The organism is Rhodococcus sp. SORGH_AS_0303 (genome assembly GCF_030819335.1).
In the GTDB taxonomy this organism is placed as follows: domain Bacteria; phylum Actinomycetota; class Actinomycetes; order Mycobacteriales; family Mycobacteriaceae; genus Rhodococcoides.
Genome location: NZ_JAUTBO010000001.1, coordinates 803,576 through 819,182, shown reverse-complemented (window position 1 = coordinate 819,182; position 15,607 = coordinate 803,576). Strand labels below are relative to the sequence as shown.

Sequence of the window (15,607 nt, the reverse complement as noted above, 5' to 3'; positions counted from 1 at the left end):
ATGACAGGCACACCCGAGACCGGCCGTTCCGAGACCGAGGTCGAGGTCGAGGTCCGTACCGGCACCGCCTCGGTCGGCGCGGTCGACATCGCCTACGAGGACATGGGCGACATCGAGAACCCGCCGATCCTGCTCGTCATGGGACTGGGCTGCCAGCTGCTCACGTGGTCGATGCCGTTCTGCCGCAAGCTGATCAACGCCGGCTATCGCGTGATCCGCTTCGACAACCGAGACATCGGACTCTCGGGCAAGCTCGACGGGCAGCGCGTCACGGGGAACATCCTGCTGCGACTGGTCCGCCACGAACTCGGGCAGTCGAGCTCGGTTCCGTACACGGTGGTGGACATGGCCGAGGACACCGTCGGCCTGCTCGACCACCTGGGCATCGAGTCGGCCCACATCGTCGGCGCCTCGATGGGCGGCATGATCACGCAGGTGGTCGCGGGGTCGCACCCGGAGCGCATCCGCTCGGTCTCCATCCTCTTCTCCAGCACCAATGAGGCGTTCCTGCCGCCGCCGGACGTCCGCGCGCTCGCGCCGCTGCTCAAGCCGCCGCCCAAGAACGCGACGCGCGAGCAGATCATCGAACACCAGGCGACGACGTTCCAAACGATCGGCAGCAAGCAGTTCCCCACCACGCGGGACGAACGTGTCGCCGACGCGACCGAGGCGTACGACCGCGGCTACTACCCGGCCGGCATCGTCCGTCAGCTCGCGGCGATCACCGGAACCGGGAGCCTCGCGAAGTACACGAAGCGGATCACGGCGCCGACGGTCGTCATCCACGGCACGGCGGATCCCCTCGTGCGTCCCGCCGGCGGGAAGGCCATCGCGCGCCACGTGGTCGGATCCGAGCTGGTGCTCGTCGACGGCATGGCGCACGACATCCCGAACGCCCTGGTGGACCGCGTGGTCGACACGATTCTCACGAACGTCGCCAAGGCCTGAGAACGCGACGAAGGCCGGCACCCTCACGGGGTGCCGGCCTTCTTCGGTGCTGCGAGTGACTCAGGCGGTCGCGTCGTCCTCGAGGAGGTTCCGAGTACGGTTCGGGTCCACCGGGATGCCCGGTCCGGTGGTGGTCGAGACCGTGATCTTCTTGACGTAACGGCCCTTGGCCGACGACGGCTTCGCACGCAGGATCTCGTCCAGGGCTGCGCCGTAGTTCTCCACCAGCTTGGCGTCGTCGAACGACGCCTTGCCGATGACGAAGTGCAGGTTGGCCTGCTTGTCGACGCGGAAGTTGATCTTGCCGCCCTTGATGTCGCCGACGGCCTTGGTCACGTCGTTGGTGACCGTGCCCGTCTTCGGGTTCGGCATCAGGCCACGCGGTCCGAGAACGCGGGCGATGCGGCCGACCTTGGCCATCTGGTCAGGGGTGGCGATCGCTGCGTCGAACTCCAGCCATCCGCCCTGGATCCGCTCGATCAGGTCCTCTGCGCCGACCTCGTCCGCACCGGCGGCGACGGCCTCGTCGGCCTTCGCGCCTGCGGCGAAGACGATGACGCGGGCGGTCTTACCGGTGCCGTGGGGCAGGTTGACGGTGCCGCGCACCATCTGGTCCGCCTTGCGGGGATCGACGCCGAGGCGCATCGCGACCTCGACGGTCGGATCGAACTTGCTCGACGCGGTGTCCTTGGCCAGCTTCGCCGCCGAGAGCGGCGAGTAGAGCTGGTCCTGATCGATCTTCGCTGCTGCGGCCTCGTAGGCCTTGCTGCGCTTTGCCATGATGATGTCCGTTCGTTGTTCGGAGCGTGGTTGACGAGCCTGGCCGGCTCTCCCACGTGATGCTGTGGAGCTGGTGAGCCGGTGGCTCAGCCTTCGACCGTGATACCCATCGAGCGAGCAGTGCCGGCGATGATCTTCGCGGCCTGGTCGATGTCGTTGGCGTTCAGATCCTCGGCCTTGGTCTTGGCGATCTCGCGCACCTGGTCCATGGTCACCGTGGCGACCTTGGTCTTGTGCGGCTCGCCCGAACCCTTGGCGACGCCGGCTGCCTTGAGCAGCAGCTTGGCGGCAGGCGGGGTCTTCAGCTTGAAGTCGAAGGTCCGGTCCTCGTAGACCGAGATCTCCACCGGCACGACGTTGCCACGCTGCGACTCGGTCGCGGCGTTGTACGCCTTGCAGAACTCCATGATGTTGACGCCGTGCTGACCGAGGGCGGGGCCCACGGGCGGTGCCGGGTTGGCCTGACCGGCCTGGATCTGAAGCTTGATGATCCCGGCTAGCTTCTTCTTCTTGGGGGGCATCTGTGATTCCTAGGTTGTTGCGTGGTTCTCGGATGTCTTGCGGTACTGCCTGCAAGTTGTGGGGGGTTCTGAGCGCCCTAGATCTTCGCGACCTGGGTGAAGCCCAGCTCGACCGGAGTCTCGCGGCCGAAGATGGACACCAGCACCTTGAGCTTCTGCTGCTCGGCGTTGACCTCGCTGATGCTGGCGGGAAGCGTGGCGAAGGGGCCGTCCATGACGGTGACGGACTCGCCGACCTCGAAGTCGACCTCGATGGTCGGCTTCGACGACGTCTCGCCCGCACCCTCGGCACCGGTGGTGGCGCCCGCGGTGGCCTTCTTCTTGTCCTCCTGCGGCATGAGGAACTTGACGACCTCGTTGATGGTCAACGGGGACGGGCGCGACGTGGCGCCGACGAAGCCGGTGACACCGGGAGTGTTGCGGACAGCACCCCAGGACTCGTCGTTCAGTTCCATGCGCACCAGGATGTAGCCCGGCAGCACCTTGCGGTTGACCTGCTTGCGCTGGCCGTTCTTGATCTCGGTGACCTCCTCGGTGGGAACTTCCACCTGGAAGATGTAGTCACCGACGTCGAGGTTCTGGACGCGGGTCTCGAGGTTGGTCTTCACTTTGTTCTCGTATCCGGCGTACGAGTGGATGACGTACCAGTCGCCGGGGGCGCGCCGCAGCGCAGCCTTCATCTCGGCGACGGGGTCGACCGGCTCCGCGTCGATGGGAGTGTCGTCGGCGACGACGGCGTCCGCATCGGCGTCGACGGTCTCCGACTCGTCGGTGTCACCGGTGGCGGCAGCGACGTCGGCCGCGATGGCCTCGTCGGTCTCGCGGTCCTGTGCGGCCTGCTCCGCTTCGAGGCCCTGCTTGGTCGCCTCGACCTGAGCGTCGTAGGCGGCCACTTCGGTGGCGTCGTTATGGGGCGTGCTCACGAAAGGCACTCGCTTCCTGTAATCGTTCCGGTCGTACTCGGGGTGGTCGTGCGGACCTGTGTGTCCGGCGTCAGCCGAACAGCCACTGCACTCCCCTGATGAACGCCAGGTCCAGCCCACTGATGTAGGCCACCATGAACGTCACGAACACCAACACCACAGCGGTGTAGGTGACCATCTGCTTGCGGTTGGGCCAGATGACCTTGCGCAGCTCGGCGACGACCTCGCGCAGAAACTTGCGGAGCCGCTTGAAGATGTTCATCTTCGGCGTCGCTTCGGCGCGGGTGCGGCCCTCGACACGAGAGGCGGTGGCGACGGACTTGCCGGCGGTGGTCTTGGCACCATCCTTGATCAGCGACGGAGCATCGTCCGCGGACCGGGTCCGGCGGGCTGCGCGCTTGCCGGAGGGCCGGCTCGACCCGGCGGCATCGTGGGCGGCAGCAGCATCGTCGGCGACGACAGCATCGTCCGCACCGAGATCCTCGGAACCGTCGGAGCTGCTGTCGCGCGCGCCGCGCTGATCGCTCACGTCGTTCCTCTCGGTCGTCGGCAGGGTGTCTGCACTCGAATGCTCTGCATGACCACTGTCCGAAGCACCGCTTTCGAACGTGGCAGGGGCGACAGGACTTGAACCTGCAACCTACGGTTTTGGAGACCGTTGCTCTACCAATTGAGCTACGCCCCTTCGGCCGGATCGAAATCCGGTCGTACCGGCGACGGACAGCGCACAGCGCTGTACGACCCCGGAGATCTCAGTGTACTGCACTCACGGACGCCCCCGAAATCGCTGACTCGAGTCGGCGATCGGAGAGCCGGATCACGCGAGCTGGACGGTCGCGACGGCGCGACCGAAGATCTTCTTGCCCTCGTATTTCGCGGTGATGGCGACGACGGCCTTGCGGGTGTCCGCGTCGACCGACTTGATGCGACCCGTGAAGTCGACCTTGGCCGGCTCGGTCTCCTTGACCAGCACGGGGCTGGTGAAGCGCACGTTGTACTCGGTGATGGCGCCCGGATCACCCGACCAGTCGGTGACGAAACCGGCGCCGAGTCCCATGGTGAGCATGCCGTGGGCGACGACGTCCGAGAGTCCGGCGAGCGTGCGCGCGACCGGATCACTCCAGTGGATCGGGTTCGGGTCGCCGGAGACGCCCGAGTAGTTCACGAGGTCACCGCGGGTGAGCTCGTAGGTGCGCTCGGGAAGGTCGTCGCCGACGGTGACCTGGTCGAACTGCTTACGAGTCATGTTTCATGACACCTTTCGCCATCTCCAGCGCGTCCTGATCGGAACCGCCGCCGGTCTTCGCCACGAGTGTCGTCCAGGACGTCATGACGTCCTCGCCGGCCTCGTCCGTGACCATGTTCTTCGTGATGATGATGTCGCTTCCACCCATCTGGCGGAAGGACTCCAGGCTCACGTCGACGGTCAGGCGGTCCCCCGCCACGATCGGACGGTGGAACTCGAGACGCTGATCCGCCTGCATGATCTGCGACAGGTCGTACCCGGTGATGACCTCGTCGAACATGGCCTTCTGCGCGATGATGCCGACGACCGAGATGAAGGTGGCCGGTGCGACGAGATGCTCGTACCCGAGCTCGGCCGCGGCGTCCTCCGAGGAGTGCGCGGGATGATCGTTCTGCACGGCCCGTGAGTACTCGCGCACCTTCTCGCGCCCGATCTCGTAGAAGTCGGGCATGCGGTAGTGGTGCCCGACCATGCTGGCGGTGTGCACCGCCGGGTCGACGGCAGGCGTGTCGCCCCGGTCGGTTGCGGTTGCGGTGACTGTCACGTCGTCGACTCCCCCGAGAATGATGTGGAACTCACCACGGGACACCCGAGCGTGGGACGAGAGACAGTCCGGACGGCTCTGTCGGGCGAGTTCGAGACGGACGGCGCCGAGCCGACTGGGTCACCGGCACCTGGACACACGTCAGCGCTGCCACGGCGACTGTGCCGGGGCAGCGCTGCTGTGCGAATGATCAGCGAGATTCGCGGTGCGCGCGATGAGTTCCGCAGTTCGGGCAGAACTTCTTGATCTCGAGGCGATCGGGATCGTTGCGGCGATTCTTCTTGGTGATGTAGTTACGGTGCTTGCACACCTCGCACGCCAAGGTGATCTTGGGCCGAACGTCAGTGGAGGAGGCCACGTCGATGCCTGCTTTCGGGTAGAGCGCGATACGGGTGCTGCGTCGGTCATGAATACCGGACCCCACTGCGCGCAGCAGCGGCGGAGTCCTCTGTCGAGTAGCGATGGCCGGACTTGAACCGGCGACACAACGATTATGAGTCGTTTGCTCTACCGACTGAGCTACACCGCCTCGGTGCCGGACGCCGGCCGGCGCTCGGTCCCGCGAGCCCCCTAACGGAATCGAACCGTTGACCTTTTCCTTACCATGGAAACGCTCTACCGACTGAGCTAAGGGGGCAGGATCGGCGCACACGAGGTGCACGTCGAAGCCTTCGAAGACATTACACAGGGGTCAGACCGCTCGCCAAATTGCCTGGTGAACGAGTTGCACGCGGCGTTTCGCATGCCGCCTGCCCCCACCCCGACGACGAGACCCCGGCGAGGATTCTCGCCGGGGTCTCGTCGGGTGTGGCAGATGTAGGATTCGAACCTACGTAGGCATAAGCCGACGGATTTACAGTCCGCTCCCATTGGCCGCTCGGGCAATCTGCCGGGATGCTCCATGGCGCCGGACACTCGTCGAGTGACCGCTCCAGGTGCGATACGCAGAATACAACGACCGCACCCCTCGATGGCAAACCGGCTGGACACGCTACCGTCGGCACCGTACCGATCACGCACGAAGGAGTGTTGTCAGTGGCTGATTCGTCGTTCGACGTCGTGAGCAAGGTGGACCGCCAGGAGGTCGACAACGCTCTGAACCAGGCCGGCAAGGAGCTGTCGACCCGCTTCGACTTCCGCGGCACCGGCGCGAGCATCGAGTGGTCCGGAGACGAGGCCATCGTCATCACCGCCGAGGCCGAGGAACGCGCGAAGGCCGCCCTGGACGTCTTCAAGGAGAAGCTCATCCGACGCGACATCTCGCTCAAGGCCTTCGACGCCGGCGATCCCGTGCAGTCGGGCAAGACCTACAAGATCACCGGCACGCTGGTGCAGGGCATCACCACCGAGAACGCCAAGAAGATCTCGAAGAAGATCCGCGACGAGGGCCCCAAGGGCGTCAAGGCGCAGATCCAGGGCGAGGAACTGCGGGTGAGCAGCAAGAAGCGTGACGACCTCCAGGCCGTTCAGCAGCTGCTCAAGGGCGAGGACTTCGGCATCGCCCTGCAGTTCGTCAACTACCGCTGACTCAGCGGTAGGGCCCCGCCATGCGCTCGAGGCGGGCGATGCGCTCCTCCATCGGCGGGTGCGTGGAGAACAGCTTGCTCGCCCGGTCACCCGCCCGGAACGGGTTGGCGATCATCAGGTGCGACTGGGCCGTGAGGCGCGGCTCGGGGGGCAGCGGGGCGGCCTGGGTGCCGCTCTGCAGCTTGCGGAGCGCGGAGGCCAGCGCCAGGGGGTCGCCGGTGAGCTCGGCACCCGACTGGTCCGCCTGGTACTCCCGCGAGCGCGACACGGCCAGCTTCACCAGTGACGCCGCGATCGGTCCGAGCATCGACACCAGCAGCAGGGCCAGCGGGTTGGCGCCCTGCCCGTTCCCGCGCCCGCCGAAGACGTTCGCGAAGAACGCGAAGTTCGCGAGTCCGGACACCACGGCCGCCATGGCGCCCGCCACGGACGAGATGAGGATGTCGCGGTTGTAGACGTGCGAGAGCTCGTGGCCGAGGACCGCGCGCAGCTCACGCTCGTCCAGCAGCGCCAGGATGCCGCTGGTGCAACACACCGCCGCGTTGCGCGGGTTGCGTCCCGTGGCGAACGCGTTGGGGGCGTTGGTGGGGCTGATGTAGAGCCGCGGCATGGGCTGATGCGCCGCGGTGGCCAGCTCGCGGACGATCGCGAAGATGCGCGGGTACTCGACCTCGGTGATCGGCTGGGCGTGCATCGACTTCAGCGCCAGCTTGTCGCTGTTGAAGTAGGCGTACCCGTTCATGCCGACGGCCAGGACGACCGCGACCACCAGGATGGTCGAGTTCTGGAACAGAGCGCCGATGAAGACGATCAGAGCCGACATCCCGACCATCAGGCCGAACGTCTTCATGCCGTTCGCGAACTTCATCGTGTGTCGCCGATCCTCTCGCCGCAGTGCTTCCTGCACGAACAACGACCGAGGTGACGCGGGTAGTTCCCGTCAGCTGATGCGGGCGACCGTGTACTCGACCAGCTTGCGCAGCGCGTCGTTGGCCGGGCCCTGCGGCAGAGCGTCCAGCTCGGTGCGCGCCCGCTGGGCGTAGGTGTCGAGCGTCTCGCGCGCTTTGGCCATGCCCGGCGAACGACCCAGCAGAGTCAACGCCTCGGCCACGTCCGCGTCGTCGGTGATGGGACCGCGCAGCAGGTGGCGGAGCCGGTCGCCGTCCGCACCCTCGTCGCGCAGCGCGAACAGCACGGGCAGCGTGTGGACGCCCTCGCGCAGGTCGGTACCCGGCGTCTTGCCGGAGTCCGACGCGGCGGACGAGATGTCGATGATGTCGTCGGAGATCTGGAACGCGGTGCCCACCGCGTCGCCGAGACGCTCGAGCCGCTCGATGTGCTCGTCGTCGCCCCCGGAGAACGTGCCGCCGAAGCGACCGCTCGTCGCGATCAGCGAACCCGTCTTCTCCCACACCGTGGTGAGGTAGTGATCGACCGGATCCTGATCGGGCCTGCTGCCGATCGTCTCGCGCATCTGGCCCGTGACCAGCGCGGCGAACGTCTCGGCGATCGTACGCACGGCGGAGGGGCCCAGCGTCGAGACCAGGCGCGACGCGTGTGCGAAGAGGTAGTCGCCCGCGAGGATGGCGACGCTGTTGCCCCAGCGCGCATTGGCGGACTCCACGCCGCGGCGCATGGCGGCCTCGTCCATGACGTCGTCGTGATACAGCGTCGCGAGGTGCACCATCTCGAGCACGGTGGCCGCGGTGACGATGTCCGGACTGGACGCCTTGGGGCCGAGCTGACCGGTGAGAATGGTGAACAGCGGGCGGAACCGCTTGCCGCCGGCCTTGGCGAGGTGCAGCGCCGCCTCGGTGAGGAAGTCCTCACCGTCGGACAGCTCGGTCACGAGCAGGCTCTCGACCTCGGCCATCGCCGCGCGCACGATCTCCGCGAACTCCGCGTTCCCGAGATCCACGCCCGCCACCACGGTGGCCCCACTCGCACTCGTCTCGGTCACCGCGCTCGCACCCATTTCTCGTCGTCGAACACCTCGCGCGGCTCCGGGCCTCGGCGCCGCGTCTGCCTCCAACCTATCGTGCCTGCAAGATGGAACGATGACGGATGGACGCGCACAGGGTGTGACACCGGGAACTCGACGCGTGACCGACGTTCTCGTCGTCGGAGCGGGACCCGCGGGCAGCGCCGCCGCGGCCTGGTCCGTACGAGCTGGTCACGACACGATTCTCGCGGACGCCGCCACGTTCCCGCGCGACAAGACCTGCGGTGACGGACTCACGCCGCGTGCCGTGGCCGAGCTCGACGAGCTGGGACTCGGTGAGTGGGTGCGCTCGCGGGCGATCAATCGTGGCCTACGCCTCACCGGATTCGGTCAGGAACTCACGCTGCCGTGGCCGGGTGGCTCCCTCCCCGACATCGGTTCCGCGGTACCGCGTACCGAGTTGGACGACCGGATCCGCCGGGTGGCCGTCGACGACGGCGCGGTGATGATGGAGAACGCCAAGGCCGTCGATGCGGTGCTGGTGAGCGGGCGGGTCACCGAGGTGATGTTCGACACCGCCGACGGCCCTGTCGCCGTGGCCTGTCGCACGCTGATCGTGGCGGACGGGGTGCGCTCGCCGCTCGGCAAGATCCTCGGCCGTACGTGGCACCGCGACACCGCTTTCGGGGTCGCGGCACGGGCATACGTCACGAGTGACCGCAGTGAGGACGAGTGGATCACCTCGCACCTCGAGCTCCGCGACGAGGAGGGCACCCTGCAGGCCGGCTACGGGTGGGTGTTCCCGCTGGGCGTGAACGACGAGGGCACCGGCGAGGTGAACGTGGGGGTGGGGACGCTCGCCACCTCGAAGCGCCCGGCTGCCGGCGCGCTGCGACCTCTCCTGAATCTCTATGCGTCACAACGGGAGTCCGAGTGGGGCCTGAGCGGCGGCGTGCGCCGCGTGCAGTCCGCCCTGCTACCGATGGGCGGCGCGGTGTCGGACGTGGCGGGCCCCAACTGGGCGCTCGTCGGCGATGCGGCGGCCTGCGTGAATCCGCTCAACGGTGAGGGCATCGACTACGGACTCGAGGGTGGTCGACTGATCGCCGAACACCTGGACGGCGCAGACCTGACGCAGGTGTGGCCGGCGGTGCTCCGCGAGCACTACGGGCAGAGCTTCTCGGTCGCTCGTCGCCTCGCGGGACTGCTGACGGTGCCGCGGTTCCTGCCCGCCACGGGGCCGATCGGCATGCGGTCGCGCGCGATCATGACCGTCGCCGTGCGGGTGATGGGCAACCTCATCACCGACGAGGATCGCGACGTCGTCGCGCGCGCCTGGCGGGCCGCGGGATCGACGTCACTGAAGGTGGACGACCGGCCACCGTTCTCCTGAGAGTGCCCGGCTGCCTCAGGAGCCGGGCCCGGTCAGCGCCCCGGTCGGAAGGCGTACACGGTGGTGCCGTCCGGCAGAAGTATCCCGTCGCGATCGCGGAAGCCGCACTCGAGAGACGCCACGACGCGTTGCAGCACGGGGAGCCGTGCCTGCTCGTCGAGTCCGGCGTGGACGGCGAGGGACAGTTCGGCTCCGTACAGCGCCAGGATGGCCTCGACCGCGCCGGCGAGCGCCGGGTCCTTGGCCTGGTAGAACGCGAAACGGTCCGCTTCCATCGTGTAGTCGCGCTCGTTGCCGCCCGCCAGTACCCGCACCCCGAACTCGGCCAGGTACTCCACCATGCGGCGCTCGGTGGCGCCGAAGCCTATCGACCGGCGGTCCGGCGAGAGGGTGTCGACGACGCGCTTGGTGTCCATGATCAACAGGCCGAGGTCGTTGGCGTCGAGCAGACCGAGGTCGGCGCGCATGGCGTCGCGCAGCAGACGCTGGATCTCGATCAGGAACCCGTGCTCACGGTTGAGCCGCTCGACGGCCGGACCCGGCATCGCGCCCGTCGTGGAGTAGGGCACCAGCACCCGGAGATCGAGCGACATGAGCATCTCGAGCAGCGGCGCGACGCGCTGGCGGGCCACGACGACGGTGATCGTCGAGACGCGCAGCAGTTCCTGATAGGCGGCGTCGACGTCGGCCTGCAGGTCGTCGGCACCCGGCGGCAGTGCGGTCGCGTCGGGGGCGGTCCGGCGACGTACGGCGTCGATCCAGACCCGCTGGAAGGTGGTCAGCGCGACCGACAACTCCTGGTAGCGCTCGGTGACCTGGTCGCGTACCAGCGACGTCTCGACGGCCTGGCGACCGGAATCGTGGGCCAGCTCGGCGCGGATGGTGCGCAGCTCGCGCGCGCGGCGCGTCTCCCTGGTGAGGTGCATGCGCGTGGTGCTGACGGCCCAACCGGCCCCGCCGGCGGCGACGGCCGAGGCAGCGAGGGTGGCATAGGGCAGCCAATCCGGTACGGGCATGCGCAGATCATGCCGTATCCGGACACGGTACGAACACCGATAGGTGCGTTCTCCGTATCTTTCAGTACACCGGTTTCACGGCGCTGTGCAAGGTGACGATGCCGCCCGTGAGATTGCGCCACTGCACGCGGCCCCATCCCGCGGACTGCATGCGCCGCGCGAGCTCCGCCTGGTCCGGCCAGGCGCGAATGGATTCCGCCAGGTAGACGTAGGCGTCGGGATTGCTGCTGACGGTGCGGGCCACGGCCGGGAGCGCCTTCATCAGGTACTCCATGTAGACGGTGCGGAACGCCGGGAAGACCGGTGTGGAGAACTCGCACACCACCAACCGTCCGCCGGGCCGGACCACCCGCAGGATCTCGGCGAGGCCGGCGTTGTGATCGGCCACATTGCGGAGACCGAACGAGATGGTGGCGGCGTCGAACACGTCGTCGCCGTACGGCAGGTGCATCGCGTCGCCCGCGATCATCGGGACGCCGCGCGAGAGGCCCACGCGGAGCATGCCCTTGGAGAAGTCGGTGGCGACGCACCAGGCGCCGGACCGGCCGAGTTCCTCCGTGGACACTCCGGTCCCGGCCGCGAGATCGAGCACCGCTTCCCCGGGCTTCAGCGCGAGCGCGTCGCGCGTCGCGCGCCGCCAGCCGCGGTCCTGCCCGAAGGACAGGACGGTGTTGGTCAGGTCGTACCGCTTCGCGACTCCGTCGAACATGGACGCGACGTCGTGCGGTTGCTTGTCCAGTTGCGCTCTGGAGCCGTGTGCTGCCACACCTGAACAGTACGTGGGCCGCGCACTCACCTAGGCCGCCGTCGTCCGCCGTCCGACGTCCGAGGTGCCGATGACCGCCTCGTAGTGGCCGATCAACTGGCTGCACAGCGCGGGCCAGGTGCGATGCAGGACGGACTTGCGCGCGGACGTGGCGAACCTCGCACGCGTGGTGGGGTCGGCGACGGCCTGCACGGCGCTCGGCAGCAACTCCTCGTACCGATCCACGGGCAGCAGGTACCCGTTGCGGCAGTGGCTCACCAGATCGCGGGGACCGCCGGCGTCGGGTCCGATCACGGGGACACCGCTCGCGAGCGCCTCCTGGACGGTCTGGCAGAACGTCTCGTGCTCACCGGGGTGCGCGAACACGTCGAAGGACGCGTAGGCCTCCGACAGAGCCTGCCCGCCCAGCTGACCGGTGAACACTGCGGACGGCATGAGCGCCTCGAGCCGCGCGCGCTCCGGACCGTCACCGACGATCACCACACGCACGCCCGGTGTCCGCTCGAGCACCGCGAGGCGTTCCACGTGCTTCTCCGGTGCCAACCGGCCGACGAAGCCCACCACCAGCGCGTCGCCCGCGTCCCACTGCGCACGACGCTCCGCGTTCCGCGACGACGGCGCGAAGCGCACGGTGTCCACTCCCCGACCCCAGCGATGCACGCGGGGGATGCCGTGCGCGGCGAGTGCGTCCATCGCCGACGTCGACGGTGCGAGGGTGCGGGCACTGCCCTTGTGGATCCGGCGGGTCCACGCCCAGCAGGCACGCGAGGTCAACCCGAGACCGTAACTCTCGGCGAACCCGGCGACATCGGTCTGATAGACGGCGACGGCCGGGACGTTAAGCCTCCGCGCGGCCGCGAGGCCACCGGCACCGAGCGAGAACGGCGATGCCAGGTGCACCACATCGGGCGCGAACGAGCGCAGCGCGGCGGTCATACCGGGGCTCGGCACGCCGACGGGCAGCGAACTCACCTTGGGGACCATCACCGACGGCACTCGCAGAACCGGGAACGAGCCGTGTGAGGTCGGTGCCGCGGGCACCCCGGCCGGCGTGTCCGGCGCGACGATCATGGCATCGTGACCTGCGGACTCCGCATGTTCGAGCACGCGGAGAATCGAGTTGGTGACACCGTTGACGTGAGGCAGGAACGATTCGGCGACCACGGCTATGCGCACACCGTGGACTGTTCCGCGCCGCGACGACCGCGATGCGAGGGCGACGTGACCAGCGGGCGAACCCCGGGCGAACCCTCCGGTACCGGGTCAGACGCGCGCGTCGCGGCGCCGCAGGCAGAGGATCGACGGGCCGGCGATCAGCCACGTGACGACGATGACGGAGAGCGCGGGCACGACGGCCACCGAGGCGTCACGGCCGGCGACCCGCACCAGGTCGGGGTCGCTGCGGGAGTACTCGACGTCGATGCGCTGACCGGCGACGAGGTTGGTCGGGTACAGCACTCCGAGCTTGGGATTGTGCATCTCGCCGTCGGGAGTCACGAAGCTCACCGCCGAGCGCAGACGTCCGGCCGACAGCACCTCGGCCGTGGCGACGCCCTCGTCCGAGGAGATGGTGTGGTCGTTGCGCCACGCCGCGAGGACCAACAGGACCGCGAGCACCGAGACGACGGTGGCGATCACCAGGAGAACGGTGGGAACGCGCGAGCGGCGCCGCACGGGGGCCTCGTCCGCCTCGGAGTTCTCGACAGCAGGCGTGTCGCCACCGGACATCTCGGCACCGGCCGGACTCGGGACGACGGGGTTCACCAGGACAGGCTAGCGACCGCACCACGCAGGACGTCGGCAGCGGTACGCCGAGTAACGTCTCCCGCCATGGGGCGGAAATTCAGTTACACCGAGGACTTCGACGTGACACCGGCGCAGGCGCACTCCGCCTTGACGGACGAAGCGTTGTGGGACAAGCGAACCAAGGAGGTCTCCGACCGGGCCAGCGTGGAGTACTCGCACCGGCCCGACGGCGGCTTCGACGTGGTGATCTCCGAGGGGGTCGGCGCGTCCGTGCTGCCGGGGTTCGTCCGGAAGGTGATTCGCGGCGACCTGGTGATCACGCGCAAGGACAGCTGGGGACCGCTCGAAGGCGACCGTGCGAACGGCACGCTCGAAGGCGGATCGACGGGCTTGACCTCGAAGGTGCGCGGAACGTTCGAACTGGTGCCTCACGGCGCCGGATCGCGCCTGACCCTGAAGGGGACGGCCGAGGTGAAGGTCCCGTTCGTCGGCGGCAAGATCGAGGGCATGGTCACCGAGATGATCGGCAAGATGGTGCACTCCGAGAGCAAGCAGGCACGGGAGTACCTCGCCGACAGGGCCTAGAGGGCAGCGCGGATCGACGCGTGCAGATCGCGTAGACCGGACCGATCGGTGGTCACCTCGAGCACCCGCGTGCCCTCGGCGTGACCCGTGAGCAGCTTCGCGAGCTCGTCGGGATCGACCCGCCGGTGCGGGATCCGGTAGGCGGCACACAGCGCCGCGAGGTCCATGCCGTGCGGAGTGCCGAACACGCGCTCGAAGACGCCCGCGTACTGGGGATCACCCTGCTCGAGCAGTTCGAAGATGCCGCCACCGTCGTCGTTCGCGACGACGATGGTGAGGTCTCGCGGTCGGGGCTCCCCGGTGCCGATGAGCAGTCCGGACGCGTCGTGCAGGAACGTCAGGTCCCCCATCAACGCGATGGTGCGGCCGTCGTGTGCCAGCGCAGCGCCCACCGCGGTGGAGACGGTGCCGTCGATGCCCGCCACACCGCGATTGGACAGCACCCGGACGTCCTCCGCCGGGTAGCCGACCAGCGCCATGTCGCGCACCGGGTTGGAGGCGCCGAGCACGAGCAGATCACCCGGCCGACGTGCCGACGACACGGCGGCGGCGACGTGCAGACCCGTTGGAATCGAGAGCGAGTCGAGCTGCCCGCGGACCGCGGCATCGGCCGACTCCGAGGCGTCGGCACAGCGACGCAGCCACTCGGGTGACGGTGTCCCGGTGACCAGCGCGCGCGTTCCGGTCGCCACGACGTTGCCCGAGACGTCGGGCCAGCGGGGTCCGGTGGTGAGAGCGATGACGGAGACGGCCGGGTCGGCCAGCACCTTCGAGACCTGACGATGCAGCGTGGGACGCCCGGTGATGATGGCCTGGCGCGGCGACAGCGCACCGAGCGCGAGCGGGTTGAGCGGGTGGCCGTGCAGGGGCGCGGTCGGCTCGGCGACCGTCGGCAGCCCGGCGAGTTCCGGCCGATAGGCGGCGCCGTGTCCGGAGATGACGACGGTGTCCACCGAGAGGTCCAGGTCCACCGGAACGTCGAGCGTCGCGTACTGCGTGGTGGTCCACGGGGAGCCGTCGGGACGTCCCTCCGGGGCGGGGCGGGAGTCGGCCAGGTCGGGCGTGAGGGGCTCACGCAGCGGCATGTCGAAGTGGACCGGGCCGGCGTTGCCCGAGCGCGTACCGCGTGCGGCAGCCAGGACGCGGCACACGGCCGACCGCCACTGGCTGTTGACCTGGTCGGACTCCTCGGCGAGACCGAGGCTGATGGTCGCGCGCACCTGACCCGCGAACAGGCCGAGTTGCTCGACCGTCTGGTTGGCGCCGGTGCCGAGCATCTCGTAGGGGCGGTTGGCGCTGAGCACGACCAGCGGAATGCGGGCGTAGTTGGCCTCGAGCACGGCGGGTCCGAGATTGGCGACGGCGGTGCCGGACGTCATCACGACAGGGACGGGTCGGCGGCCGGACACGGCCAGTCCGATGGCGAGGAAGCCGGCGGTGCGTTCGTCGATGCGCATGTGCAGGCGGACGCGACCGGCGCGGTCGGCGGCCTCGAGCGCGAACGCGAGCGGCGCATTACGCGATCCGGGGCACAGCACGACGTCCTGGACGCCGCCGCGGATCATCTCGTCGACGACGACGACGGCTTGAGAGGTGGACGGATTCACCATTTCAGAGTGTCACAGATGCCGGACCTGCCTGAATGATCGGCCGGCCTCCAGGGCGCGCGT

General features: G+C 68.4%; 18 protein-coding genes and 4 tRNA genes. 4 read left to right on the top strand and 18 right to left on the bottom strand.

From position 1 onward, the window contains the following. Window positions 1-102 precede the first annotated feature (102 nt). Complete coding sequence (locus QE449_RS04020) at window positions 103-948, top strand: alpha/beta fold hydrolase (protein ID WP_051613162.1); 846 nt, start codon at window positions 103-105, stop codon at window positions 946-948. 60 nt (window positions 949-1,008) lie between these two features. Here the strand turns inward: QE449_RS04020 and rplA are convergent, their stop codons facing one another. The 11 genes from rplA to QE449_RS03965 all read right to left on the bottom strand — a co-directional run bounded on the left by rplA (window position 1,009) and on the right by QE449_RS03965 (window position 5,853). Next, a complete protein-coding gene (gene rplA, locus QE449_RS04015; protein ID WP_027504557.1) occupies window positions 1,009-1,728 on the bottom strand; it encodes a 50S ribosomal protein L1 in 720 nt (239 codons plus the stop codon). Window positions 1,729-1,814: 86 nt separating this feature from the next. Beyond that, complete coding sequence (rplK, locus tag QE449_RS04010) at window positions 1,815-2,249, bottom strand: 50S ribosomal protein L11 (protein WP_027504556.1); 435 nt, start codon at window positions 2,247-2,249, stop codon at window positions 1,815-1,817. Window positions 2,250-2,326: 77 nt separating this feature from the next. Further along, window positions 2,327-3,172 carry a transcription termination/antitermination protein NusG gene (nusG, locus tag QE449_RS04005; RefSeq protein WP_307108251.1) on the bottom strand — a complete coding sequence of 282 codons (846 nt, stop codon included), beginning with the start codon at window positions 3,170-3,172 and terminating at the stop codon, window positions 2,327-2,329. Between the two features lie 70 nt (window positions 3,173-3,242). After that, window positions 3,243-3,701, bottom strand: a complete 459-nt coding sequence (gene secE / locus QE449_RS04000) for a preprotein translocase subunit SecE (RefSeq protein WP_027504554.1) — start codon at window positions 3,699-3,701, stop codon at window positions 3,243-3,245. 80 nt (window positions 3,702-3,781) lie between these two features. Next, window positions 3,782-3,857: transfer RNA gene (locus tag QE449_RS03995), tRNA-Trp, on the bottom strand. Between the two features lie 132 nt (window positions 3,858-3,989). Beyond that, window positions 3,990-4,418, bottom strand: coding sequence for a (3R)-hydroxyacyl-ACP dehydratase subunit HadB (gene hadB, locus QE449_RS03990; RefSeq protein WP_027504553.1), 429 nt, complete (start codon window positions 4,416-4,418; stop codon window positions 3,990-3,992). Then, window positions 4,408-4,962: a (3R)-hydroxyacyl-ACP dehydratase subunit HadA gene (hadA, locus tag QE449_RS03985; protein WP_051613161.1), complete on the bottom strand. Its 555-nt coding sequence runs from the start codon at window positions 4,960-4,962 to the stop codon at window positions 4,408-4,410. The genes hadB and hadA overlap by 11 nt, the downstream gene beginning before the upstream one ends. A 190-nt stretch (window positions 4,963-5,152) precedes the next feature. Then, window positions 5,153-5,320, bottom strand: coding sequence for a 50S ribosomal protein L33 (gene rpmG / locus QE449_RS03980; protein WP_027504552.1), 168 nt, complete (start codon window positions 5,318-5,320; stop codon window positions 5,153-5,155). A 98-nt stretch (window positions 5,321-5,418) separates the two neighbouring features. Continuing rightward, window positions 5,419-5,491, bottom strand: a tRNA-Met gene (locus QE449_RS03975). A 35-nt stretch (window positions 5,492-5,526) separates the two neighbouring features. Continuing rightward, window positions 5,527-5,599 (bottom strand) — tRNA-Thr (locus tag QE449_RS03970). Between the two features lie 171 nt (window positions 5,600-5,770). Then, window positions 5,771-5,853, bottom strand: a tRNA-Tyr gene (locus QE449_RS03965). Window positions 5,854-5,997: 144 nt separating this feature from the next. Between QE449_RS03965 and QE449_RS03960 the strand changes: the two genes are divergently transcribed. Then, complete coding sequence (locus QE449_RS03960) at window positions 5,998-6,489, top strand: YajQ family cyclic di-GMP-binding protein (protein WP_056441678.1); 492 nt, start codon at window positions 5,998-6,000, stop codon at window positions 6,487-6,489. A 1-nt stretch (window position 6,490) separates the two neighbouring features. Here the strand turns inward: QE449_RS03960 and htpX are convergent, their stop codons facing one another. Further along, window positions 6,491-7,357 carry a zinc metalloprotease HtpX gene (gene htpX, locus QE449_RS03955; protein ID WP_222649775.1) on the bottom strand — a complete coding sequence of 289 codons (867 nt, stop codon included), beginning with the start codon at window positions 7,355-7,357 and terminating at the stop codon, window positions 6,491-6,493. A gap of 72 nt (window positions 7,358-7,429) precedes the next feature. Further along, window positions 7,430-8,464 (bottom strand): polyprenyl synthetase family protein, encoded by a 1,035-nt coding sequence (locus QE449_RS03950; RefSeq protein ID WP_222645476.1) that lies wholly within the window; start codon window positions 8,462-8,464, stop codon window positions 7,430-7,432. A gap of 82 nt (window positions 8,465-8,546) precedes the next feature. Here QE449_RS03950 and QE449_RS03945 point away from each other — a divergent pair, with 82 nt between their 5' ends. Further along, on the top strand, window positions 8,547-9,824 hold the full coding sequence (locus QE449_RS03945; protein ID WP_307108250.1) for a geranylgeranyl reductase family protein: 1,278 nt from the start codon (window positions 8,547-8,549) through the stop codon (window positions 9,822-9,824). Between the two features lie 32 nt (window positions 9,825-9,856). Here the strand turns inward: QE449_RS03945 and QE449_RS03940 are convergent, their stop codons facing one another. The 4 genes from QE449_RS03940 to QE449_RS03925 form a co-directional block, all read right to left on the bottom strand. Beyond that, window positions 9,857-10,840 (bottom strand): hypothetical protein, encoded by a 984-nt coding sequence (locus QE449_RS03940; protein WP_307108249.1) that lies wholly within the window; start codon window positions 10,838-10,840, stop codon window positions 9,857-9,859. A 61-nt stretch (window positions 10,841-10,901) separates the two neighbouring features. Then, window positions 10,902-11,606, bottom strand: coding sequence for a demethylmenaquinone methyltransferase (locus QE449_RS03935; RefSeq protein ID WP_307108248.1), 705 nt, complete (start codon window positions 11,604-11,606; stop codon window positions 10,902-10,904). Between the two features lie 30 nt (window positions 11,607-11,636). Beyond that, window positions 11,637-12,782 (bottom strand): glycosyltransferase family 1 protein, encoded by a 1,146-nt coding sequence (locus tag QE449_RS03930; RefSeq protein ID WP_307108247.1) that lies wholly within the window; start codon window positions 12,780-12,782, stop codon window positions 11,637-11,639. Between the two features lie 87 nt (window positions 12,783-12,869). Continuing rightward, complete coding sequence (locus QE449_RS03925) at window positions 12,870-13,334, bottom strand: DUF3592 domain-containing protein (protein WP_307109671.1); 465 nt, start codon at window positions 13,332-13,334, stop codon at window positions 12,870-12,872. A 102-nt stretch (window positions 13,335-13,436) separates the two neighbouring features. On the opposite strand from QE449_RS03925, the gene QE449_RS03920 reads away from it, so the two are divergent. After that, on the top strand, window positions 13,437-13,937 hold the full coding sequence (locus QE449_RS03920; RefSeq protein WP_307108246.1) for a DUF2505 domain-containing protein: 501 nt from the start codon (window positions 13,437-13,439) through the stop codon (window positions 13,935-13,937). Here the strand turns inward: QE449_RS03920 and menD are convergent. Beyond that, complete coding sequence (menD, locus tag QE449_RS03915; protein WP_307108245.1) at window positions 13,934-15,544, bottom strand: 2-succinyl-5-enolpyruvyl-6-hydroxy-3-cyclohexene-1-carboxylic-acid synthase; 1,611 nt, start codon at window positions 15,542-15,544, stop codon at window positions 13,934-13,936. The genes QE449_RS03920 and menD overlap by 4 nt on opposite strands. Window positions 15,545-15,607: the final 63 nt, after the last annotated feature.